The organism is Ardenticatenales bacterium (assembly GCA_020634515.1).
Taxonomy (GTDB): Bacteria; Chloroflexota; Anaerolineae; order Promineifilales; family Promineifilaceae; genus JAGVTM01.
On sequence record JACKBL010000004.1, the window covers coordinates 515,254 to 536,692 of the forward strand.

At 62.7% G+C, this 21,439-nt stretch carries 19 protein-coding genes and 1 pseudogene; 16 read left to right on the plus strand and 4 right to left on the minus strand.

Translation table 11 applies throughout. The features are described 5' to 3' along the window. The first annotated feature begins 38 nt into the window (after positions 1–38). The 4 genes from H6650_13645 (at position 39) to H6650_13660 (ending at position 2,070) form a co-directional block, all read left to right on the plus strand. A complete protein-coding gene (locus H6650_13645; protein MCB8953047.1) occupies positions 39–536 on the plus strand; it encodes a biotin/lipoyl-binding protein in 498 nt (165 codons plus the stop codon). Between the two features lie 93 nt (positions 537–629). Continuing rightward, complete coding sequence (locus H6650_13650; GenBank protein MCB8953048.1) at positions 630–1,028, plus strand: redoxin domain-containing protein; 399 nt, start codon at positions 630–632, stop codon at positions 1,026–1,028. Between the two features lie 18 nt (positions 1,029–1,046). Further along, the gene (locus tag H6650_13655; GenBank protein MCB8953049.1) at positions 1,047–1,400 is read left to right on the plus strand and encodes a redoxin domain-containing protein; all 354 of its coding nucleotides are present in this window, start codon (positions 1,047–1,049) and stop codon (positions 1,398–1,400) included. Positions 1,401–1,506: 106 nt separating this feature from the next. Next, the gene (locus H6650_13660; GenBank protein MCB8953050.1) at positions 1,507–2,070 is read left to right on the plus strand and encodes a sigma-70 family RNA polymerase sigma factor; all 564 of its coding nucleotides are present in this window, start codon (positions 1,507–1,509) and stop codon (positions 2,068–2,070) included. Between the two features lie 115 nt (positions 2,071–2,185). Here the strand turns inward: H6650_13660 and H6650_13665 are convergent, their stop codons facing one another. Continuing rightward, positions 2,186–2,353 carry a hypothetical protein gene (locus H6650_13665; protein ID MCB8953051.1) on the minus strand — a complete coding sequence of 56 codons (168 nt, stop codon included), beginning with the start codon at positions 2,351–2,353 and terminating at the stop codon, positions 2,186–2,188. Here H6650_13665 and H6650_13670 point away from each other — a divergent pair. From H6650_13670 to H6650_13685, 4 genes and pseudogenes are all read left to right on the plus strand, one after another. After that, positions 2,352–3,788 carry a FecR domain-containing protein gene (locus H6650_13670; protein ID MCB8953052.1) on the plus strand — a complete coding sequence of 479 codons (1,437 nt, stop codon included), beginning with the start codon at positions 2,352–2,354 and terminating at the stop codon, positions 3,786–3,788. The genes H6650_13665 and H6650_13670 overlap by 2 nt on opposite strands. Positions 3,789–4,478: 690 nt before the next feature. Further along, positions 4,479–5,054, plus strand: coding sequence for a sugar transferase (locus H6650_13675; GenBank protein MCB8953053.1), 576 nt, complete (start codon positions 4,479–4,481; stop codon positions 5,052–5,054). A gap of 16 nt (positions 5,055–5,070) precedes the next feature. Next, the gene (locus tag H6650_13680) at positions 5,071–6,081 is read left to right on the plus strand and encodes a polysaccharide deacetylase family protein (protein MCB8953054.1); all 1,011 of its coding nucleotides are present in this window, start codon (positions 5,071–5,073) and stop codon (positions 6,079–6,081) included. A 146-nt stretch (positions 6,082–6,227) separates the two neighbouring features. Beyond that, positions 6,228–6,707: pseudogene (locus H6650_13685) on the plus strand (DUF411 domain-containing protein). Positions 6,708–6,864: 157 nt separating this feature from the next. Here the strand turns inward: H6650_13685 and H6650_13690 are convergent. Further along, the gene (locus H6650_13690) at positions 6,865–7,986 is read right to left on the minus strand and encodes a glycosyltransferase (protein ID MCB8953055.1); all 1,122 of its coding nucleotides are present in this window, start codon (positions 7,984–7,986) and stop codon (positions 6,865–6,867) included. A gap of 237 nt (positions 7,987–8,223) precedes the next feature. Between H6650_13690 and H6650_13695 the strand changes: the two genes are divergently transcribed. The 6 genes from H6650_13695 to H6650_13720 are packed head-to-tail and all read left to right on the plus strand — an operon-like array spanning position 8,224 to position 15,757. Next, entirely contained in the window at positions 8,224–8,856 is a 633-nt protein-coding gene (locus H6650_13695) for a hypothetical protein (protein ID MCB8953056.1), read from the plus strand. Further along, the gene (locus H6650_13700) at positions 8,849–10,336 is read left to right on the plus strand and encodes an O-antigen ligase family protein (GenBank protein MCB8953057.1); all 1,488 of its coding nucleotides are present in this window, start codon (positions 8,849–8,851) and stop codon (positions 10,334–10,336) included. The genes H6650_13695 and H6650_13700 overlap by 8 nt, the downstream gene beginning before the upstream one ends. Continuing rightward, positions 10,333–11,790, plus strand: coding sequence for a lipopolysaccharide biosynthesis protein (locus tag H6650_13705; GenBank protein ID MCB8953058.1), 1,458 nt, complete (start codon positions 10,333–10,335; stop codon positions 11,788–11,790). The genes H6650_13700 and H6650_13705 overlap by 4 nt, the downstream gene beginning before the upstream one ends. A gap of 21 nt (positions 11,791–11,811) precedes the next feature. Then, complete coding sequence (locus H6650_13710) at positions 11,812–14,520, plus strand: cellulose biosynthesis cyclic di-GMP-binding regulatory protein BcsB (GenBank protein ID MCB8953059.1); 2,709 nt, start codon at positions 11,812–11,814, stop codon at positions 14,518–14,520. 3 nt (positions 14,521–14,523) lie between these two features. Next, positions 14,524–15,081 carry a hypothetical protein gene (locus H6650_13715; GenBank protein ID MCB8953060.1) on the plus strand — a complete coding sequence of 186 codons (558 nt, stop codon included), beginning with the start codon at positions 14,524–14,526 and terminating at the stop codon, positions 15,079–15,081. Next, positions 15,062–15,757, plus strand: a complete 696-nt coding sequence (locus H6650_13720; GenBank protein MCB8953061.1) for an AzlC family ABC transporter permease — start codon at positions 15,062–15,064, stop codon at positions 15,755–15,757. Before H6650_13715 ends, H6650_13720 begins: the two co-directional genes overlap by 20 nt. A 174-nt stretch (positions 15,758–15,931) precedes the next feature. Here H6650_13720 and H6650_13725 read toward each other — a convergent pair whose 3' ends face one another. After that, on the minus strand, positions 15,932–18,619 hold the full coding sequence (locus H6650_13725) for a hypothetical protein (protein MCB8953062.1): 2,688 nt from the start codon (positions 18,617–18,619) through the stop codon (positions 15,932–15,934). 147 nt (positions 18,620–18,766) lie between these two features. Between H6650_13725 and H6650_13730 the strand changes: the two genes are divergently transcribed. Then, a complete protein-coding gene (locus H6650_13730) occupies positions 18,767–20,086 on the plus strand; it encodes a hypothetical protein (GenBank protein MCB8953063.1) in 1,320 nt (439 codons plus the stop codon). A 34-nt stretch (positions 20,087–20,120) separates the two neighbouring features. On the opposite strand, the gene H6650_13735 is transcribed toward H6650_13730, so the two are convergent. Next, positions 20,121–20,546 carry a hypothetical protein gene (locus H6650_13735; GenBank protein MCB8953064.1) on the minus strand — a complete coding sequence of 142 codons (426 nt, stop codon included), beginning with the start codon at positions 20,544–20,546 and terminating at the stop codon, positions 20,121–20,123. Between the two features lie 110 nt (positions 20,547–20,656). Between H6650_13735 and H6650_13740 the strand changes: the two genes are divergently transcribed. Then, positions 20,657–21,430, plus strand: coding sequence for a hypothetical protein (locus H6650_13740; protein MCB8953065.1), 774 nt, complete (start codon positions 20,657–20,659; stop codon positions 21,428–21,430). Positions 21,431–21,439: the final 9 nt, after the last annotated feature.

The following is a 21,439-nucleotide window of genomic DNA, read 5'->3' on the forward strand; positions in this document are numbered from 1 at the left end:
GCCACCGGATAAACCATCCCCATGTACAAGGATACCCCATGAGCAGATTAGCCGTAACCATTGCCGGACACACTTTTGAAGTCGAGGTCAAGGGGGCGCCCCGTAATGGCGGCAGTTTCCCCGTCACCATCAACGGCGAAACCGTCAACGTCGTCATGCCCGGCTCAGACCACACCGCCCCCGACCTGGAGTGGCTGATCATTGATGGCCGCCCCTACGAACTCGTCTACAACGCGGAAACGCGCGGGCTGCGCGCCTTCAGCGGCCTCCACCGCGTGCAAGTCCGCGACATGGAAGCCAGCTTTACCCGTCCCCCCAGCAGTGACGGGCGCGTCAAGGCCCCCATTCCCGGCCTGATTGCGCGTGTGTTGGTGTCGCCGGGGGATATGGTCGAAGTCGGCCAGCCGCTGTTCACGCTGGAAGCGATGAAGATGGAAAATGAGATTCGTTCGCCGGCGTCAGGAACCGTCGTCTCCTTACACGTAGAAGTCGGCCAGAGCGTGGCCCGTAATGAACTGATGGCGGAGATAGAATAGACATTACCAGCGTAGTCTCTCATTCAACGTGACGCTTCTGATACGACCAACGGCCAACCACCAACCGCCAACTTTTCCCCAGGAGGGGCATGGATGATCTTTAATCCCATCACCTTGTTGCTCGGGCTGCTTGCCATGATCATTGTCCGCGCCAATCGCGCCTGGTATCGTCGCAAGATCAAAAACATACAAGTCCCCCGCAAGCCTATCACCCACCAACTACTGGCGGCGTTGGGCGTCGCGGTGGCGATTTTTACCTTCACCCGCCCTTTAGATGTCATCGGTTTTCTGCTGGCGGCGGTAGCGCTGCTTGCCGGCATTCGCTTTATCTACACCTCCCTCTCCAGCCACATCCCACCCAAATCATTCGCCGTGCGTATCGGCGAGCCTGTCCCCGACTTCACCGCCCTGGATGGCGACGGAAACGCCTTCACCCTCTCCTCCCTGCGCGGACGCCCCGTCCTCGTCAAATTCTTTCGTGGTCACTGGTGACAATACTGTCGCGCTGAGTTGCAGCGCTGGATTGCTTTTCAACCGGAGTTTGCCGCCCTGGGTTTGCAAATCGTCACCATCAGCCCGGACACCCCCGCGGAAGTCGCCATGATGCGGCAGCGCGATGGCCTGCAAGACATCATCGTGCTCAGCGACGAGGAATTACGGGTCGCGCAAACCTACAACCTGATGCACGAAAACGCCATGACCGACTACCCCAAGCGTAAATTACGCCGCACCCTGATGATTCCCACCACCCTGCTCATCGGGGCCGATGGGCGCGTCAAATGGTTTGAGCAGACCGATGATTATCGTATCCGCGAAGACGCGGACCACGTATTGACAGCCGTGCGGCAGGCGCTGACGACATGACGAAACCGGCGTGACGCCTGCCGGCATTTTTCCAACACACCCATCATCTTCCCGGAAGTCATTTTGCCACTCACTGCCCTTGAAGTCGTGTAGTTAATCATTACAGATGGCCTCTCTTGAGTATCTGCCAGACGAAAAACTGATTGCCGCCTGCCAGGCTGGCGAGAATGACGCCTGGCACACCCTGGTGCAGCGTTATTCTCGCCTGGTCTACACCATCCCCGCCCGGTATGGCCTCACGCGGACGGAAATTGATGATGTCTACCAGACGGTCTGGATGAATCTGCTCAAGCATCTTCCCCACCTCAACCGCCCCGATCGCGTGGCCGCCTGGCTGGTGACCACCGCCCGCCGCGAATGTTGGGAGCGCCGCCGCCGCGCCGACTACACACACACTGTCAGCGTGGACCCCACGGAAATTGCCGCCGAAAGCTGGGTGGAGTTGATGTCCACGGAGGAAATCGTCAACCGGTACGAACAACACCAGGCCATGCGTAATGCCCTGGAACAGTTGGGGAAGTTTTGCCGGCATCTGCTTCAGCTCCTCTACTACGACCCCCAAAAACCCGCCTACACCGACATTGCCACCACCCTCAACATCCCGATTGGTTCCATTGGCCCCAAACGTGCCCGCTGTCTGCAAAAACTACGCCAATTGATGCTGGACTAACCACACCACTTCAGCAAATCTTCCCGGAAGCTCACCGCCAGGCTCAAACCAGCTTCCGGGAAGATGATTATGTATCTTCTTGCGCGCAAATCTTCCCGGAAGCTCACCGCCAGGCTCAAATCAGGCTCAAACCAGCTTCCGGGAAGGTGATTATGTATTTTCTTGCGCGCAAATCTTCCCGGAAGCTCACCGCCAGGCTCAAACCAGGCTCAAACCAGCTTCCGGGAAGGTGATTATGTATTTTCTTGCGCCCCGCACCCTCTGTTTGTGCAGAGTAACGCATGATGACCTTTTCCGAGGCAGAACACCTCCCTATTGAAACCCTGGCCGACTACGCCGAATGTCGCCTGACGCCCGATGACGCGGCGCGTGCCGCCGCGCACCTGGCCGGCTGCCCGGCCTGTCAGGCGGATGTGGCCTGGCTGCGGCAAATCATCGTCCTCATCGGCAGCGATGATTGGGAAGATGCCCCCTCCGCGCTCACGCGCCAGATTGTGCGCAGCTTCCGCCCGGCGCCGTCCCCGTTCGCCTTATGGGCCGCATGGCTGCGCCGCCCACCAATACGCCTCGCCGCCGCCTTCGTCGTTCTCTTGCTGTTGCTGAGCGGTTACTGGCTGCTACGCCCCCCCGCCAGAAAGCTCGCCACCATCACCGCCCAACAGGGGCTGGTCGAAATTCGCCGCGAAAACGAGACGGCCTGGCGGACGGCTACCGGCACAGTTGTCCTTTCCGCCGGCAGCGAAATACGCACCGGTCCTGATTCCGGCGCCCGTCTTCCCTTCTTTGATGGCAGCATCCTCCACCTGGGAGCCAACACAACCATTAACGTTGACGCCATCGTCGCCGGTGACGACGGGGGGCGCATCGTCTTGCTACGGCAGTCGCTCGGCTCCGTACGTTACGAGGTGGAAACAGCGCCCACCGCCCAATCCCGCTTCGAAATCAACACCCCCGGCGCCGCCATCTTCGTGCATGGTACGGTGTTCGACCTGCAAGTCGCCCCTGATGGGGCCACAACCCTGCATATGGTGACCGGGCAAGTGACCGTGCGCGCGCAGAATGAGGAGATGGTAGCCGCGGCGAACCAGACAGTCCTCGTTGCCCCGGGCCAGCCGCCTTTGCGGCTATCGCCCGTTCCGCCCACGCCGACGCGCGCGGCTATCCGCCTGGCGACAGCCACGGCCCTGCCGGTCGTGACCGCCAGCGCCACGCCGACTGACGCGCCCTCGGCGACGCCCACGCGGATTCCACCGACGCGGACACCATCGCCCGCGCCCAGCGACACGGCCACGTCACCGCCGCCCACCACGCAGGCGCCGCCCAGCCCCCCGCCTCCGCCTACCGAGACACAGCCCCCGCCACCGTCGCCTACCGACACGCAGTCTCCCCCGTCAACGGCGACCCGTGGCCCTGTTCCCGTCCTTACAGTCACCTTGTCGCCGCCTACGCTGCAGCCGACAAGCCCGCCTGAGGGGACGCGCGTGCCCGCGGCATCCGAAACGCCCTTCCCGATCCCCACGCCGCGACCGACGCCAACACTCAGCCCGACTCATGCGCCACCGCCGACGGAAGAAGTCGGTATGTCCGTGGCCGCATCAGGATCGTTTGCCTCTATGTTCATTGTCTTTGCCAGCGATGGTGACGGCTCTTCCCCTTTGCCTCTCACCATCTCCCTGATAGGCGGCGTGGGAGCGCCCGGCCCACGTCCGCCCAGGTAATCCCCTAAAATGCCGGCATGGGTCAAACCATGCCGGCATTCCCCTTCTTTGGCATCACTTCTTTTTTCCCCTCCTCCCGCACCAACCCCCTCCCCATAACGGGGAGGGGGTTTGGGGAAAATGGGACCAGTTTCCCCCCCTGATGCCCCCAATCATGTATTTTCATCCTCATAGCCGTCTCTGTATAGATACTTGGTAACCGCTAAGGAACGGAAATCAAACAAGACAGCGAAGTTGTTTCCTTACCGTTCCTTCAAACTGACGACGCCATTCCGTACTTTATTTCATCGTCAGTCCTGGGCAGATTGGTCCAATCGTCAGAAGCCTGTTTCCCTGTAAGAAGTAGCGTAAGAAGGACCAAAGTCTCTATTCCCCCTGCTCTTCATTTGCTACAGTTATCTTAGCCAGGCGCAGTACTCCATCATTCTTCCCACTTTTGTTGCGCCCGCGCGCCGCGTGCGGCGCATCTTTCTGCATCAGGTTACTTCGTCATTGTAGTACAAGGAGAACCTTATGTTGTCATCGGACGAATACGTTACCTTTGCCGACACCCTGCCGGCAACTACACAACAATGGGGCGAGATATTTCCTCCGATTTTGCTCGCACCCCCCACGTCTGCGTGGACGCAGCCCGCCGTCGAAATCCGACCCACGCCTGCCGGCAAGCGCGGCTATCTCCGCGCCAAAAGAATGTTTGACCTAATCGCCTGTTTTCTCCTCTTTCCCTTTGCGCTTATTCTCACCATCATCATTGCTTATTTCATCTGGCTGGAAGATGGCGGCCCGCCATTCTTCCAACAAACCCGCACCGGGCAACATGGCCGCCGCTTCAGCATGTTCAAATTCCGTACCATGGTGCGCAATGCCGAAGAAATGAAGCAGCAGTTGATGCACCTGAACGAACTACAGCCGCCCGACTTCAAGATCGCCAACGATCCGCGCGTCACGCGCGTGGGAAAGTTTCTGCGTCGCAGCAGCCTGGACGAACTACCGCAGATCATCAACGTCATCAAGGGCGATATGAGCCTCGTCGGTCCTCGTCCTACCTCTTTCAAGGCGGAAACGTATGAGCCGTGGCAGCGGCAGCGACTGGCCGTTGTGCCCGGCTTGACGGGACTCTGGCAGGTTTCCGGGCGCAGCGAGCTTGAATTTGATGAGCGCGTGATGTTGGACATCGAATACATCGAAAACCAATCTCTCTGGTTGGATTTGCGTATTTTGTGGCAAACGGTCGGCAGCGTCTTCAAGGGGCGCGGTGCTTATTGAAACCATGTAACAAGGCGTGATCAAAGAACAGTTGCTACACCTGGATAGACTGCGCTGGGTGCAACGAGTTTGGGGACCTCGCTGTCTCACCGTGCTGGCTTACCACCGTATTGCCGACCCCCACCAGGCGGATTTTCGCACCTATCGCGCCAACGTCAGCGCCACGCCCGCGAATTTCGCGGCGCAACTGGATTTCTTGCATAAACATTTCCAGCCGGTTTCTCTCGCGGAGGTGCTGGCGTGGTTGGAGGAGGGGCGTTCGCTGCCGCGTTACCCGGCGTTGGTGACGTTTGATGATGGTTATGCGGATAATTGGTCGGCGGCAATGCCGGCACTTCGTGCCCACCAAACCCCCGCCCACATCTTCCTCGCCACCGCCTACATCGGCCAAAACCGCCCCTTCTTCTGGGACCTGGCCGCCTACTGCTTCCACCACACCCCCCTGCCCGAAGCCGAACTCCCCGGACAGGGGCGCGTCAGTTGGCCCGACCCACAAAGCAAACAATCCGCCCTGGAAAACTGGCTTGCCTGGCTAAAAACCCTCCCCGACGCCGCCAAATGGGTCGCCCTGGAGCAGTTGCCGGACCAACTCCACGTCACCATACCCGACAACGCCTTCGCCGGCCTCCATCTCACCTGGGACCAGGTGCGCCAAATGGCCCGCGAAGGCATCTCCTTTGGCGCACACACCCACACCCACCCCATCATGACGCGCATCTCATTGCCGCAAGCGCGTCATGAAGCGAACCTTAGCCGCGCACGGCTGCAAGAAGAACTCGGACAATCGGTGACCACCTTCGCCTTCCCCAACGGACAGGCCACCGATTTCAACACGCGGCTGCAAGACATGCTGCATCAATGCGGCTTCCGCGCCGCTTTTACCCTGCTCCCCGGCCCCAACCGCGCCCGTCAGGCGCGCCGCGCCCCCTTCGCCATCCGCCGCGTTGCCATCCACTACCGCGACGCGCTGCCGCGTTTTGCCGGCAAAGTCATGGGCCTCACCCGCCTCATCAACCTGCCACGATGATCCGATTATTCGTTGGCCCCCCGCACATACAGTATAATGTGCCTGGCGGCTGTGGCTTTCCCATTGTCCGGCAGCCGTCTGTCCGCGCAAGTTGTCTACTTCCAACCAATGAATGACAAAAACCCACGTAAAGGAGCGTGCATCATATGAGAATACGATCTTTCCTATTGGCTTTGTTGTCTATCTGGCTGCTTGCCGCCTGCACACACGCGCAATCCGACCAACAGGCGGCAGATCCATCAGGTAAACCCGTCATCACCGTTTACCGGGCGCCTACCTGAGGCTGCTGTGGCGATTGGATCGCGTACATGGAAGACAATGGATACACGGTTCAGGTGGAAAATGCGGACAACCTCGCGGCCATCAAAGACCAGTATCATGTGCCCCCCTCGCTCCAATCTTGCCACACAGCCATCGTGGATGGCTACATTATAGAAGGCCACGTCCCCGTGGCCGACGTTGAGCGACTTCTGACCGAACGGCCCGATATTGCCGGTCTGGCCGTGCCCGGAATGCCTATTGGCTCCCCTGGCATGGAAGTCGAAGGCGCGGCAGCCCAACCATATGATGTCCTGGCCTTTGACAAGTCAGGCAACGTTTCCCTGTTTGCCAGTTATGGCAGTTAGGGTGTGACCTGGTTCAATTTCGCAGACAGAGCACTGGCATTTTGCGCGTGGCGGCTTCCGCTCGCCCACATATGGGATTTTGCCCGGCCACAACCACGACTCCCATCACCTATGTGGCTTTTGCCAGATGCGCGTCGCGGATTGAACCAGGTCTGCATCATGATGTTTCTGTAAATGGGATTGCGTGACCACCTCTGGCGTACACGTTCAGCGTCTCCCGCACCATCCGCCGCGGATCAAACCGTTGCCGCACCAGGGCATGGGCGGCCTCGCCCAACGCCCGCGCCGCCTCGTGGTTTTCCGCCAGCCAGCACAACCCATCCGCCAGCGCTTGCGGATCGGCGGGCGGAACCAGCAGCGCCGTCTCGCCATGCGTCAGCAGTTCCGCCATCCCGTCCACCCGCGTCACCAGCAGCGGCAGCCGCTGTGCCGTGGCTTCCAACAGGGCGTAGGGCAGCCCTTCCGCCAATGAGGAGAGACAAAAAGCGTCGCTGGCGCGGAGCAATGCCGGCACATCCCGCCGAAAACCCGCCAGATGAATCCGATCCCCCACCCCCGCGTCGGCAATGTGCGCCGTCAACTCCGGGCGCAGCCGCCCCTCCCCCACCAGCAGGCAGCGCAGTTGCGGGCAACGCCCCGCCGCCAGCCGCAGCGCCTCAACCAGATACGTATGCCCCTTTTGCGGCTCCAGCCGCCCCACCACCGTCACCACAAACGTCTCCGGTCCCCACCCCAGCGCCTGCCGCCAGCCATCGTCCGCCTCTGCCACGGCCATCCCCTCCAGGTCCACCGTATTATCTATCAAGGCCACATCCGTCACCCCCAGGTCGTGCAAATAATCCCGGATCGATTGCGACACCGTCACAAAATGACAGCCCCACCATCGATTCAAATGCAGCACCTGCTCGTACAACTTCCCTCGCGCGGAATCATCTTGCACCCGCCCATACGCCAGGTGTACCGTGGAAATACGTGCCGGCACACGCGCCAACCACGCCGCCAGCAATCCCCACAACTGGGACTGGGGATTGTGCGCATCCACAACCGGGCACGAATGCCGGCGGATATACCGATACAGAGCCACCGCCAGGCGCGGATCGCCACGCCCATACGCCAGCGGCAGCACATTCAAGTTGGCGGCCAGCAGCCGTTCGTGTAAAACCGATCCCGGCAGCGTGGCCACGACGTAAGGCAGCCGCCCATGAAAGGCGCGCGCCAGGTCAAAAACGCGCACTTCCGCGCCGCCGTACCGTTTTGCTAATGCAACCAACAACACCATGGGTTTTTCCTGCCTAACTGCCCATCAACCTTCCCGGAAGCTTTGAGCTTCCGGGAAGGTAATCGTGTCTCAATCCTATCCGACGCCCCGGTGGGCATCAATGACCCGAAAGGTACAATAACACCCCGGTAGATCGCGCCCCTGGCGCGCCCGCACCGAAAAAGCCTCAAGCCAATCCCCAAAATCGCGCCTTTTCCGGATCGATATTTTTCCGGATTGGCCTTACAGGACAGACCTATGCTCAACCCGCTCACTTACATTCGCGCCCTGCTCCACGGCTGGTGGATACTGCTGGCCGCGCTCTGCCTCAGCACGGGCGCGGGCCTGGCCTACAGCTACAGCCAGCAGCCCGTGTACAAGGCGGAGACAACCTTTATCGCCAATCCCAGCCTGAATGCCGGCAGCACGGGCGAACTACTAGACCGCATCGACACGCTGGCGCGCCGCACCGGATTGGTAACAAACTATTGCGAGATTTTGCGGAGCGCGTTGATCATAGACCAGGCCGTGGCGATTTTGAATGTGCCGGCATCCGCCATTAACCCCTACGACGTAAGCTGCGTCGTCCTGCCCGACGCCAGCATCCTCCAACTCAAAGTCAAAGGCCCCTCCCCCCTCCTCGCCGCCGACCTGGCAAACGCCATTGGCGCCGCCGGCCTCAGCTACCTCACCAACCTCTACGACATCTTCGAACTGCGCCAGCTCGATCCCGCCACTCCCGCCTCCTATCCCGACTCCCCCAACCACACCACCGACCTCACCCTGTCCCTCGTCCTCGGACTCGTTGGCGGCATCGGCCTCATCGTCCTACGACAAGCCCTGCTCGACTTCTTCCGCTCACCCGCCATCGCGGAAACCCCCCATGCGTGACCGTTCGCTCCCGTTCCAGCCTCCTCCGGCGCTGATCACCCTGTTCGCGCTAGGCCTCGTCGGCAGCGTCATGCTGGCGCTCCTGCTGATCCTGGTCGGCTACAACGGCCAGCGCCTGGGGCTGCTGCTCATCAGCGGCCTGCTGGCGGCGGGCGCGGGCGCGGCCATCCTGTGGCAGCCGCAATTGGGCGCATACGTCCTCGTCGTCACCATCTGCACCAATATGTCCACGGTATTCACCGACCAGGGGCTGCCCTCCATCACCAAACCGCTGGTAGCCCTGATTTTCGCCGGACTGCTGCTCAATCGCCTGTTCACCCGCCGTCCGCTGCCCCGTTTCGGCTGGGTGGAGTGGTCCATGCTGGCCTATGGCTGCGTCTGGGTCGCTTCCGGCTTTGTTGCCCGGCATCAATGGATCGTGATGAGCCTGATCACCGATTTTGGCAAGGATTTTCTCATCCTGGTTTGCATCGTGGCCGCGCTGGAAGAGCCGCGACACTGGCGGCGCGCGCTGTGGCTGGCGCTGTGGGCGGTGACGGCGTTGGCGGCGCTGGGCAGCTACCAGGTGTTGACGGGAAATTATGGGCAGACGTTCTACGGTTTTGCCGGCAACAGCAACGAACAAGTCCTCTCTGGCGTGTTGGGATACCGCCTTATCGGCCCCCTCAGCGACCCCAACTTCTATGGCCTCATCCTCTCCGCCGTCTTCCCCCTGGCCATCTACCGCTTCCTCGACGAATCCCGCCTCCTCTACCGCCTCGCGGCGGCGGGCGCGGCCCTGCTCATCCTCTTCGCCATCGTCAACACCTACAGCCGCGGCGCCCTCGTCATCCTCTTCGTCTGCGCCCTTTTTCTGCTGTGGGAGCGGCGCGTGCGCCCCGCCTCCCTCGTCCTGATCGGTCTGGCGGGACTGCTGCTGTGGCTGATCATGCCCGCCTCCTACAGCGAACGGCTGCGCGGCGTCACCGACGTCCTCAGCGGGGACGCCAACGTGCGCGACGAAAGCTCCCTGCGCGGGCGCGCCAGCGAATTCATCTCCGGCCTGATGATGTTTGCCGACCACCCCGTGCTGGGCGTGGGCGTGGGCAATTTCTCCAGCGAATACCAGACCTACGCCAGCGAATTGGGGCTGGAATATCGCGCCAAACCACGCGAAGCGCACTCCCTCTACGTGGAGACGCTGGCGGAAACGGGATTGATCGGCATATCGGCCCTCGGCCTGCTCTTTGGCGGCCTGCTGCTGCGTCTGAACCAGATACGGCGGCATCTGCGGCCGCGTGACCCGCGCGCGGCCATCTGGATCACCTCGCTCCTCCTCTGCATCCTCGCCTACCTCACCGGCAGCATCTTCCTGCACGGTGACTACATTCGCTATTTGTGGCTGCTGGTGTCGTTGGCGGCGGCGGCCATCCATCTCTATCCGCTCCCCGGCCAGGAACATCGTTCCGCCGGGGAGATTCATGCCCGTACCGCATCATGACCACGCAAGCCGTCGATTCCCACAACGTCACCCGCCGCACCGCGCAAGCCGTCATCTGGAACTATCTCTCCTTCGGCCTGGGCAAGCTGCTGGTGCTTGTCTCCACGGGCATTCTCGCCCGCCTGTTGGACAAGGAGGATTTCGGCCTGGTCGGCTTTGCCACGTTGACCATCAACTACCTCTCCGTCATCCAGGACCTGGGGCTGGGCGCGGCCCTCATCTACCGCCGCGACCGTGTGCAGGAAGCGGCGAATACGGTCTTTACCATGAATCTGGCCGTGGGCGTGCTGCTGTCCGCGCTCACGGCCCTGGTCGCCCCCGCCGTGGCCGTCTACTTCCGCGAACCGGAGGTGACGCCGTTGCTGCGCCTGCTGGGTCTGACGTTTATCCTGAACGCGCTGGGGGCGATTCATATTGTGCGCTTGCAGCGGGAACTCGCTTTTGGACGGAAGATGATTCCCGATCTGGCACGGGCGACGGTGAAGGGATTTGCCGGCATTGGCTTCGCTCTCCTCGGTCTGGGGGCATGGTCACTCGTCTGGGGACAAATTGCCGGCATCATCGCCGGTGTCATCCTCGCCTGGGTCGTCTTCCCCTGGCTGCCCCGGCTGCAAATTGAGCGAGAAATCGCCGGCTCCATGTTTCGCTACGGCGCATCCATGCTGGGCATCAACATCCTCGGCGCACTCGTCAGCAACATCGACTACGTCATCGTCGGGCGCGTCCTGGGCGACGAAGCCCTGGGCGTGTACACTCTGGCCTACCGCCTGCCTGAACTACTCATCCTCAACATCCTCTGGGTCGTCAGCGCCGCCGTCTTTCCTGCCTACGCCGCCCTGCAAAAAGACCCAGACACGCTGCGGCGCGGCTTCCTGGTGACACTGCGCTTCCTGGAACTGGTCAGCGTCCCCCTCTGCCTGGGGCTGTTCCTCGTCGCCGATCCGCTGGTGCGCGTCGCCTTTGGCGAAAAATGGCTGGAAGCCGTGCCCGTGGTGCGCATTCTGGCCCTGTTCATGCTGGCCCGTTCCGTGGGTAGCAACGTCGGTGACGTGTACAAAGCGATTGGCCGCCCGGATATTTTGGTTAAACTGGGGCTGATCATCCTGCCGCCACTCGTCGCGGCCCTTTGGTATGGAACGCGCTACGGGCTGGTGGGCGTGGCGCTGGCGCACCTGGCCCTGGCATTTGTGCGCACCGGGCTGCGCCTGTGGGTGGCGACGCGGCAAATGGACGTGGGATGGCGGGAGATGGTGGCGGAGGTGATGCCGGCATTCGCCGCCGGCCTCGCGCTTCTGGCAACAGGAATCCCCGCCCTCTGGTTCACCCGCGCCCTCCCCCCACTCGCCCGCCTGCTCCTGATCACCGCCGCCGGCGGCATCGGCTACCTGTCCATCGCCTGGCTGCTCGCCCGCGACTCGCTGCGCCACGCCTACCACATCGTGCGCGCCCGCTAACCGCGTCGCGGCCCAAAACCTATGAGACAAAAACACCTTTTCCTCCCGCTCCGAAGCCTGCTCGCCGCCGGCCTGCTGCTGCTTCTCCTGCTCGGCGGACTACGCCGCCTCCCCCCCGCGCGCGCGCAGGCCCCCACCCCAACTACATCCCCCGCGGGCGTCTTCGATTTCACCCTCGCCGACCTGGGACAAAGCACCGGCGTCCTGCTCTCGCCGCGCGGCGAACTAGCCATCCCTTTTACCACCCCCAAAGATTGGGCCATTCGCGGCGAAGAAAGCACCATTACACTCCATTACGACATCTTTTATGCCGGCAACGCCACCCCAACCTACCTGCCGCCACAACTAGACGGCGCGCGCGTCCACGTCAGCCTCAATGGTATCGAACTGGCAACCTTCATTCCCCGCCCCACCAACGACGCCACCTTGCGCCTGCCCATTCCCTTTGGAGCCGTCATCGACCCGGAAGCCAACGACCACACCCTGCAACTCACCCTCTACGCCGGCCCCGACTGCACGGAGTTGGACAGCATCCGCCTCGTCCTCCACGATGACACGCAAATCCACCTCGCCTACACCACCCTGCCCCCGGTCACGGACCTCTCCACCTTCCCGCGCCCCCTCTGGCGCGAGCGCCTGACGCCAGAGACGAGCCTCATCGTGTTGCCCGACGCCTTCAGCGACGCCGACCTCAGCGCCGCCGCCGCCGCCGCCGCCGCCATCGGCCAGAAAACGGACGGCGCCGTGCGCACGGCGATCGTCACCGCCGCCGCGCTCACGCCCAACCAGTTGGCGCAAAATGACATCGTGGCTGTGGGGCAGCCGGAGCAAAACGCCTTCACCGCCGACCTGTATGCGCGCGGCCTGCTGCCCACGCGCCTGCGCGCCCAACCCGCCGACCTGAATGTGACCACAACCGACACCACGTATACGCTTGGCTTGCAAGCGCGTTCCCCCGTCTCCGCGCTCACGGGCGCGCGCCTCGTGGCGGAACTGCCCCCCTTCCACACGTTCGCCGCCTGCGCGGGGGATTGTTACGCCAATGGGCGGCTGGTTTCCTGGGATATTCCCATCAGCGGGACCATGACGGCGACTTTGCAAATCAACTTTAACGACCGGCCCGTGCCGGCATCCACCACCCCCATCACCCTCACCATCGTCAACAGCGCCGGTGGTCCCCTCTATGCCCGCGGCAGCGGCACCGCCGCCACGGACACCGCCAGCGTCCTCTACGACCAGGACCGCGCCATCCTCTACCCCGACGATGGCCTGCTGCAACTCATCCCCTCCCCGGACAGCCCAGACCACGTCGTCCTCGTCGTCACCGGCGCATCCGGCGCAGGCGTCCTCAAAGCGGCGCGCGCCCTCTCCAGCGCCGAACCCGTCCTCAGCTTTGGCGGCAGCACCGCCATCATTCGCGCCGTGCGTCCCTGGACGCAGCCAACAACCGGCCTGGCGGCGCTGCCGCAAACGTTCTCATTGGCCGACCTCGGCTATCGCGGCGCGCTGCTGCAAGGCATTGGCCGCAAAACCTCCTCCATCAGCTTCGACGTGCCCGCCAACTGGCGCATCCTGTCCGGAAGCAGCCTCACCCTCCACTACATCCAGTCCAACGCGCTCAATCCCACCCTCTCCAGCCTTAGCGTGGAACTGAACGGCAACCCCATCGGCGCGGCGTCCAGCGTCGCCGGCGGCGGAACGCAGCAGTTGGTCGTGCCATTGGAGCCAGACGACCTGCCGCCCGGCAGCCACAACCGGCTCCGCTTCATAGCCGAGATGGGGCTGGACGATCCCTGCCTGCCGGAAGATACGCCGCTGGCCTGGATGCGCATTGACAACGGCAGTCTGCTGACGCTGCCACGCCAGGTGGTGACGACCACATTGGCCGCCGGCGATTGGCAAAACCTGGACGGCCCCGCCCTCGACTTGCGGAACGTGGTGTTTGTGCTGCCGGATGCGCCCAACGGCGTGGAGTTGGCCGCGCTGGGGCAATTGGCGAACCGATTGGGGCAGGAGACAACGGGAGCCGGGCTATCGCCACAAGTGGCGCGCGGCGCGCTGGACACGGGGGCGCTGGTGGAGCAGTTTGTCATCGCCGTGGGGCGACCCACGCGCAACGCCTTCGTTGCCGCGCAAAACGAGGCACTGCCGCAGCCATTTTTGCCGGGGAGCGACGTGCCGCGCGAGACGGTGGGGTCGGTTGTCTACCGCCTGGGCGCGGATGCCAGCCTGGGGATTATTGAGATCATGCCTGCGCCGTGGTCCCCCGCCCACCCTTTCCTCCTCATCAGCGGCTCCACGGATGAAGGCGTCGCCTGGGCCGGCCACGCCTACGCGGACCCCACGTTGTCCGGGGGCATTGATGGCAGCGTGACGCTGGTGCAGGATGAGCGCCTCGTCTCTTTTGATGCCAATGTGGACAGCGGCGGCGCGGTCGGCGCCATCAATGACCTCACCGGCGCGCCGACACAGATCGATCTGGTGATGCCCGCGCCCACGGCGGCGGCCACGGCGGTCGCTGCCGCGCCCACCGGGGTCGCCCCCACCGCCGCCGCCGCCGCGATAGTCACGGTGACGCCCGCCAGTTCGCTGCCGGACCGGTATGCGCCGCCGGACAGCGCCCCATCCCCGGCGACGCGCGCCCTCATTGTGGGCTTGCTGGCGGTGGGTGCGCTGCTGGCGGTGGGCGGGACGCTGTTTAGCTGGCGCAAATCCAGGAAGGGGGGGTAAGTTGTGGCTGGTGGTGGGACGGATTGGCGGTTTTTGCCGGAAATGCCGGCATCCGGGCGTGCCCTCCTGCTTGATCCTCCCGATGAAGGGCTGGCCGCCAGTTTCGCCGTGACCCTGTTGGCGACTGGGGAACCGTTGCCCGCCGCCGCGTCCCCGTTTGACCTGATCGCCTTGCCGGATGGATTGCGCGTGGTGGACCAGTTGCCGGCATTCGCGCACCATCTGCATCCGAGGGGAACCTTGTTCATCAGCTTTGCCACGCCGTGGAGACGAAGGGGGCATGCCGTCGCCACGCCCCGCCAGGTACGGCGGCGGTTGCGGCAGGCGGGTTTGCGTCCCGTGGCCGTTTATGGCCTGTGGCCCGACCATCTGCGCCCGACTTACATTTTCCCCCTGACGTCGGCGGCGTTGCGGTTTGTCTTTTGGCGCGTTTTGCGTAAAATGCCGGCATTCCCGCGCCAAATCCTGACCCACCCCTTTTTCATGCGCCTGCTCATCCCTTTCCTTCCCGCTTACGCCATCATTGCCACCCCCGCCGCTGATGACGACCGTTCGATCTGAGTTAAATGCCGGCATTCAAGCCGAACTCCCCATCGCCCTCGGCGTCATCCCCTTTGGCATGATCTACGGCGTGCTGGCCGTCGCCGCCGGGCTGCCGCCACTGCTGGCGCAGGCCATGTCCGCCATCGTCTTCGCCGGTTCGGCCCAGTTCATCGGCGTGCAGCTATTCGCCAACGCCACCCCCTTGGGCGTCATCTGGCTCACCACCTTCGTCGTCAATTTGCGCCACCTCCTCTACAGCGCCTCCATCGCCCCCCACGTACAGCACCTCTCCCGCCGCTGGAAGTGGACGCTGGCCTACTTGCTCACCGACGAAGCCTACGTGACCGCCATCCTGCGCTACAACGACGCGGAGAAGCAGTCGCCGTTTCAGCACTGGTTCTTTTTTGGCGCGGGCATCACGTTGTGGGTGTGCTGGCAGGTCAGCACGGCGGTGGGCATCTTCCTCGGGGCGCAGGTTCCCGCCAGTTGGGCGCTCGACTTCACGCTGGCGCTGACGTTTATCGGCCTCGTCGTGCCCGCCCTCACCGGTTGGCCTCCGGCGGCGGCGGCGCTGACGGCGGGGATTGTGGCCTTGCTGGCGGCGGGGCTGCCGTATAAATTGGGATTGCTGCTGGCGGCAATTGCCGGCATCACCGCCGGCCTCCTCAGCGAACGTGACGCCCCTTCCCCCTGAGAGTCACGCCTTTAGTTTGGGGGAGTCTCGTCATTCCCAGCGCAGGGAAGCATCTCCACACTGCGGGGATGCTTCCCTTCAGCCTGCCCCATGCGTTAAATTCACGCCCTTCCTGTCCGGCATCCTTCGCGGCTCCCAACCCTGGCCACTATCCACCATCCACTGACCACTATTCTACGCCGCCAGAATCGCCAAAATACGGTTGACGAGGGCGGCGCTGTTGCCGTCAATATTCGCCGTGAGTGCCGCCGCATCCCGCTCCCCCGCCCAGATACGTTGCACCGCTTCGCGCACCATCCATCCCTTTGCCTCCAGTTGCGGCAGCAGTTCTTCAATCTCCTCCCGGCCAAACTGCCCCGCCGCCTCCCGCGCCGCCGCCGCAATGGATTGCAGCAGCGGTTCCCACTGCTCCAGAATTTGCGCCATGCGCTCTGCGGCGGATTGTTCTTGTTTAGCCTTTTCGTGTTGCACAAGCTCCCACACGGCGGCAATGGCCGCGTCCCCGGAGGGGAAGGTTTGCGGCAGGCGGGCAAAAAGCTCACGGAACCGCACCCCACGGATTTGCTCCACCTGCTCTACCACTGAGTCAAACGCTGGCGGCGCGGGTGGCAGGTCGGATTGACGCAGATTAGCAATAGCAATAGATTTTTGACCTGATTGAATAGAGGTCCAAATTAAAGCCGCCGCCAGCCGATGGGCGAGGACGCGCGCGGGGGGCGCGCCGTGGCGCTCCAAGTAGTTGCCCAGGTTGTGGTGGCTGATGGCGCAAGATTCCGGGTCGTTGGCCTGGTAGCTGTAGCGTAGGGCCGTCTCCTCAAAGCGCACCGCCGCTTCCCGATTCCCCACCTTGTCTTCCAGGTCCGCCAGGGCGCTGTACACCTTGCCCAAACCCGGAATATCCTTCTCCCGTTCAAAAACGGCGCGGCAGTCGCCCAGCAGGGCGCGCACCTCGTCGCTGCGGCCCAGGCGCAGCAGGGGGCCATAATCATTGAAGCGCGTCCGCGCCAGTTCCAGCGCCTCCGCCCCCCGCGCTTCCATGTAGCGCACACTGTCGGCGTTGAGCGCCAGCGCCTCCGCCCACCGCTCCAGACCCTGGGCGGCTTGACGACCCGTATCCAGCAGCCCTTCGCGCACATTCCACGGGTTGGCCGTCTCCACCGCCTCGCTCTCCTCGGGCATCTCCAGTTGCGGCCGCAGTTCCGCTACCCGCGCCAGCACCGCTTCGGACTCCCCCATCCTGTTCAGCACCTGCAAACGCATTCCTTCGTCGGCCAACTGCGTCCACGGTCCCAACCCGGCGCGGCGGCTGTAGCCGGCCTTGTCTTCCGCCACCGCCAGCGCTGCCGGCAAACGCCCCCCGACCATCAGCAAATTGAGCAGATTTCCGGCAGCGTTGGATGCCCGACGAAAATCGCCTTGTTCTACGCAGAATCGAATTCGATCCCGCTCCATCTGCTCCGCCTCGGCAGTGCGGCCGGCCTGCCACAGGGCATTTGCCAGCACGCCCGCATCCGTCAAGGCGCGCTCCGTGCCCGCCGTCTCCGCCACAATCCGCCGCAGCAGGGGAATGGCGAAAGCCAGCGTCGCCGGGCTGCTGTCTCGCTGGATCATCTGCTCCAGCAACGTTGCCGCCTCCGCCCACCGCGCCCGCCGCAGCAGGTAGGGCGCGGCGCGGCGGCCGCTTTCCGCCACCAGCCGCCCGCCCCCCTGCATCTCCGTGCGCCGGCCGTGTTGGTAAGCGGCAATCCAGTAATCTCCCAACGCCTCATCCACGGCCGCCAGCGTCGCCACCGCCGCCGCCGCGCGCGTCGCCTCCGCCACGCCCGGGTGAATGATGATGACGGCGGGCGCGGGCGCCGCGCCCGCCAGGGAGGATTGCAGTTGCGCCAGAATCCGCTGCAGTTGGTCCGGCGGCAGGTTGGCGATCTCGTCGCCGAACTGCGCCGTGAGCAGGGCCAGCAGTTGTTCCATGTCCGGGACCGGGGCCGCTGGCGACGCGACGGCGGAGGGCTGCTCCACGGCAATCAACCCCGCCTGCTCTAGCGCCGCCAACGCCGCCGGCAGCCCCAACCGCGGCTGCGCCAGAACGTCCGCCGCCTGCTCCGCCCCCAACCGCCGCAAGAAATCGCCCCAGTTGGCGTCAATGATATTCGTGATCCGGTCCGGCGGCTCCAGGCGGCAGAGGAAAGTGAAGAGCAAATTGGCGGCGGGGGACAGCCGCCCGCTCACGCCCTGCGTCCACTGCCCCAGCGCGACCACGAAAGCCCCCTCCGTCTGCCGCGTCTCCCCTTCCTGCGCATCATCGGGGCGCGCCTCAAAAAAGGCGCTCAACGCCGCCGCGTCCGCCGTGGTCGCCGCCGCCGCCGCTTCCAGTTGCGCCCGCAGCGCGGCGCGGTCGGCGGCCAGGCCGTCCGCCAGTTCCAGCAGCTTTGGGTGTCCCTGCGCCAACCACAGCGCCTGCCGCAGCAAATCCTGCCCTTCCTCGTCGCCAAACAACGTCCGCAAATGGGGCAGTTCCCGCGCCAACAGCACGCTCTCGGCAAAGCTGAGGGCGTGGATCGCCTCCCGCCGCACCGCCGCGTGGTCGGCCAGATCCGCGGGCAGGCGGCGGCTGGTAAGAATGACGCGCGACGCCCCGCGATGCCCCAACAGCGCCGCCATCAGTTCCCCCCAGCGCGAGTCGCGCCAGCGGTTGCCGTCCGTGAGCAGGCTTTCCAGGTTGTCCAGCACCAGCAGCAGGCTGTACTGGCTCAGCAGGCCGCGCAAACGGGGCAGCGTGTGGGTGCGCCACGTCCGCGGGTCGTCCAGCGCCGCCGTCAGCGCCAGGTGGGGCGCGTTCAACTGCCGCTCTATCTCAAACATCAGGTTAAACCTTTGGTTTTCCCTAACTGAGAGAAAACAGGGGGTGCAAAAAGGGGCGTGTTGATGGATGATTAGTATGTGAAAACAAACACCAACACCAACACGCCCACAGCTATCCATTATCAGGTGCAACAAGCAATTGAGCAAATGGTTGCCACGCTGCCGAAAGGAACCGATTTAGGAATCTGTGATGTCATCAGCGCGATGTACAGCGGATACTTTGTCGAATCAGGCGGTGGCATCATGCCCGCGGTCGACCAGTATTTGAGCGCATTCATTGATGATGAGGCAGAACGAGCCGCAAGGAGTCGTCGGGCAGCCAAAGCGATCACGTACGGTCAGTTCAATCTGGCGGAGTTGCTCGACGAGTTGAAAAAGCAAGTAGACGCGGCTGGTCAATGGCAGGCAACGGTGATTCAAGGGTACCAGCTGAAACCCGTCGATATGACGGCATACAAAAGGGCACGAGTGAAAGGGCTGAAGAGCAAAACGTATGATTCAGATGCCCACAAAGCGGTGCCCGGTGTGCCATTTGGCATGATGGGGACAACAGGGCGTGTTGGAGAACAACGGGTCGCCATCCTGGAACTACTGGTCTGCGGTGATACGAGTCAAAACGCGCCATCCGCGGAGATGGAAAAGGTGTACAAGCAGGTCGGCAAAAAGCTGACGGAGACGGACCTGGCCCTCTTTGATGCTGGATTTTCATTGGTAGATGCGGTTAGGCATGGGGTGAATAACTGTGTGGTACGGCTAGCCAAGAACTGCACCTTCGGCAAAACAGCAGGCAAGATACCGCCGCGAACCTCCAAGAAGGGGCCAACGCCCAGCCGCCACCAGGCTGAAGTGGTGCGCCCATTGGCGCGAAAACATGGGGACAATCTCCTGCCAGCGTCTCAACCAACGCAAACGCACACGCTTGTTGCTGAGGATAGCGTTGAGATAAAGGTTGAGGTCTGGTCCCCCGTCTACTTCCTGGAGCGTCATCTAGATCGGGTTGAAGACGAAAAGCGTAAGCGCAAATTGCGACACACGCCGCTCCAGGTTGTCGCCATTCACCACCCCGATTTCGAAGACCCGCTGCTGCTGGGTACACCTGTGTTGGAACTGACCGCGGCCTCCATGCAGGCGATTTACCCAGAACGCTGGCCGATAGAAGGAGTTCCGCAAACGGGCAAGTACATTTTGTCTGGTGGCGGCGGTCGGCATTATGTCCACCACCCGACCGCGCTCACGCGCTTGCCGGCGCTGACCATGATTTTCGGGTCGCTATTGAAATATCTGGCGGCGACCCTACCGCCAATCCGGACTGGCTTCTGGGACAGAGCTGCCAAACCGACGTATGGACACCTGATGAAGCATTTAAAAAAAGTTGGTCTGCCACTTTCCAACCAACTTTCTAAGAAGGCTTCGGTTACGGCACATTTGCCGCCTGGATACGAAGCTATCCGGCTCGCAAAGGCCTGATTTCGGGTTTGAAGCACCAAAATTCAAACCCCATTTACGGAAAACTAAAGTTAAACAGCTCTTGCCCGATCCGCGGGCGCTGCCCGTCCGCCCCCTCTTCCGGGGCGTGATACCAGACTTGCCCCTGGAAGCGCTCCCGCTCGTGGCGGTAGGCCAGTTCCAGGGCGCAGGCCGTCTTGCCCGCGCCCGGCATGCCGTAAAAGAGAACGCCGCGCATCCCGCTGGCGGGGGCCAGCGCCTGGCTGGCGCGCAGCAACGGCTGCACCCGCCCCACCAGGCGCGGCGGCTCCTCGGGGAAGCCGATCCCCAGGCCCGTCTGCGGCAGGGCGAAGCCAAACGGCTGGCGCGGCGGGTTCAGCGCCAGCCCGGCGGCGCGCGGGCCAAAGAGCAGCGGCGTGGCCGGAGACAGCGGCGGGCGGGCGCTGTCCGCGTCCAGGGCGTCGCCCAGAGCCAACTGCAAGGCGGCGGGCAGGGGCTGCCCTTTGTCCAGCAGCTATAGCCCGGCGAAGCCTTCTGAATGGCGCCTTTGAAGCGTTGGAGTCTGGCGGCGACGAAGCGTTAGAAGCGTTTGTGCGTGACCAGTTTGGCGACTACGCTGATGATGTGTTGGAAACAATGTGGGGTGCTTTTTGCAGCTTCAGCGGCGATACGATGGTGGTAACTGAAGATGGCCTGGTTGCCATCAGCGAGGTAGAGTCATGGGACAAGGTGCTGGCCTACAATGAAGAGACGGGCGAAATTGGCTACTATCCCGTTGTAGCGGTGTGGGAACATCTTGACCCCATCATTGTGACCTTGACCATTGATGGCGAGGAGATTGAGACAACGCCGGAGCATCCCTTCTACACCGCCGCTGGCAACTGGCTGCCCGCCGCTCACCTGCATATAGGCGACGAAATTCGCACCGCAGCATGGGGAACGGGGACAGTGGAGGCCATCCACTTCGCGGTTGCGCCGCAGCCAATGTACAATTTCACCGTTGCCACTGCCCACACGTACTTTGTTGGTGAGGGACAGTGGTTGGTGCATAATGTTTGTGGAAATAAGGGTATATTCGATCAGTTGATCGATCAGGGATTCGCTAATAGCGATGACGCAATGGAAATGGCTCTTGATTTTGTTGGAGATTATGATGAAATTGCGACTGATGTATTCAGATCAAAACAAGCAATTGGGATAGACGCAAGTGGTAATCCTATTTTTGCACAAGTGCGTATGACAAACTCAGATTTGGTTGGACATGGTGGCGGACCCTCACACATGAATTTTGAACTTTGGATACCTGATGCAAATGGAAGATGGATCCAAGTGGGAAACAAACACTTGAATTTAACAAATCCATAATACAAGGGA

What these genes read in the sequence shown, in the direction of transcription:
- H6650_13675 (MCB8953053.1), top strand. Translation starts at nt 4,479, where the DNA reads ATGTTTGACCTAATCGCCTGTTTTCTCCTCTTTCCCTTTGCGCTTATT.
- H6650_13720 (MCB8953061.1), top strand. Translation starts at nt 15,062, where the DNA reads ATGACGACCGTTCGATCTGAGTTAAATGCCGGCATTCAAGCCGAACTC.
- H6650_13710 (MCB8953059.1), top strand. Translation starts at nt 11,812, where the DNA reads ATGAGACAAAAACACCTTTTCCTCCCGCTCCGAAGCCTGCTCGCCGCC.
- H6650_13670 (MCB8953052.1), top strand. Translation starts at nt 2,352, where the DNA reads ATGATGACCTTTTCCGAGGCAGAACACCTCCCTATTGAAACCCTGGCC.
- H6650_13730 (MCB8953063.1), top strand. Translation starts at nt 18,767, where the DNA reads ATGGTTGCCACGCTGCCGAAAGGAACCGATTTAGGAATCTGTGATGTC.
- H6650_13665 (MCB8953051.1), bottom strand. Translation starts at nt 2,353, where the DNA reads ATGCGTTACTCTGCACAAACAGAGGGTGCGGGGCGCAAGAAAATACAT.
- H6650_13700 (MCB8953057.1), top strand. Translation starts at nt 8,849, where the DNA reads ATGCGTGACCGTTCGCTCCCGTTCCAGCCTCCTCCGGCGCTGATCACC.
- H6650_13645 (MCB8953047.1), top strand. Translation starts at nt 39, where the DNA reads ATGAGCAGATTAGCCGTAACCATTGCCGGACACACTTTTGAAGTCGAG.
- H6650_13660 (MCB8953050.1), top strand. Translation starts at nt 1,507, where the DNA reads ATGGCCTCTCTTGAGTATCTGCCAGACGAAAAACTGATTGCCGCCTGC.
- H6650_13695 (MCB8953056.1), top strand. Translation starts at nt 8,224, where the DNA reads ATGCTCAACCCGCTCACTTACATTCGCGCCCTGCTCCACGGCTGGTGG.
- H6650_13650 (MCB8953048.1), top strand. Translation starts at nt 630, where the DNA reads ATGATCTTTAATCCCATCACCTTGTTGCTCGGGCTGCTTGCCATGATC.
- H6650_13705 (MCB8953058.1), top strand. Translation starts at nt 10,333, where the DNA reads ATGACCACGCAAGCCGTCGATTCCCACAACGTCACCCGCCGCACCGCG.
- H6650_13690 (MCB8953055.1), bottom strand. Translation starts at nt 7,986, where the DNA reads ATGGTGTTGTTGGTTGCATTAGCAAAACGGTACGGCGGCGCGGAAGTG.
- H6650_13725 (MCB8953062.1), bottom strand. Translation starts at nt 18,619, where the DNA reads ATGTTTGAGATAGAGCGGCAGTTGAACGCGCCCCACCTGGCGCTGACG.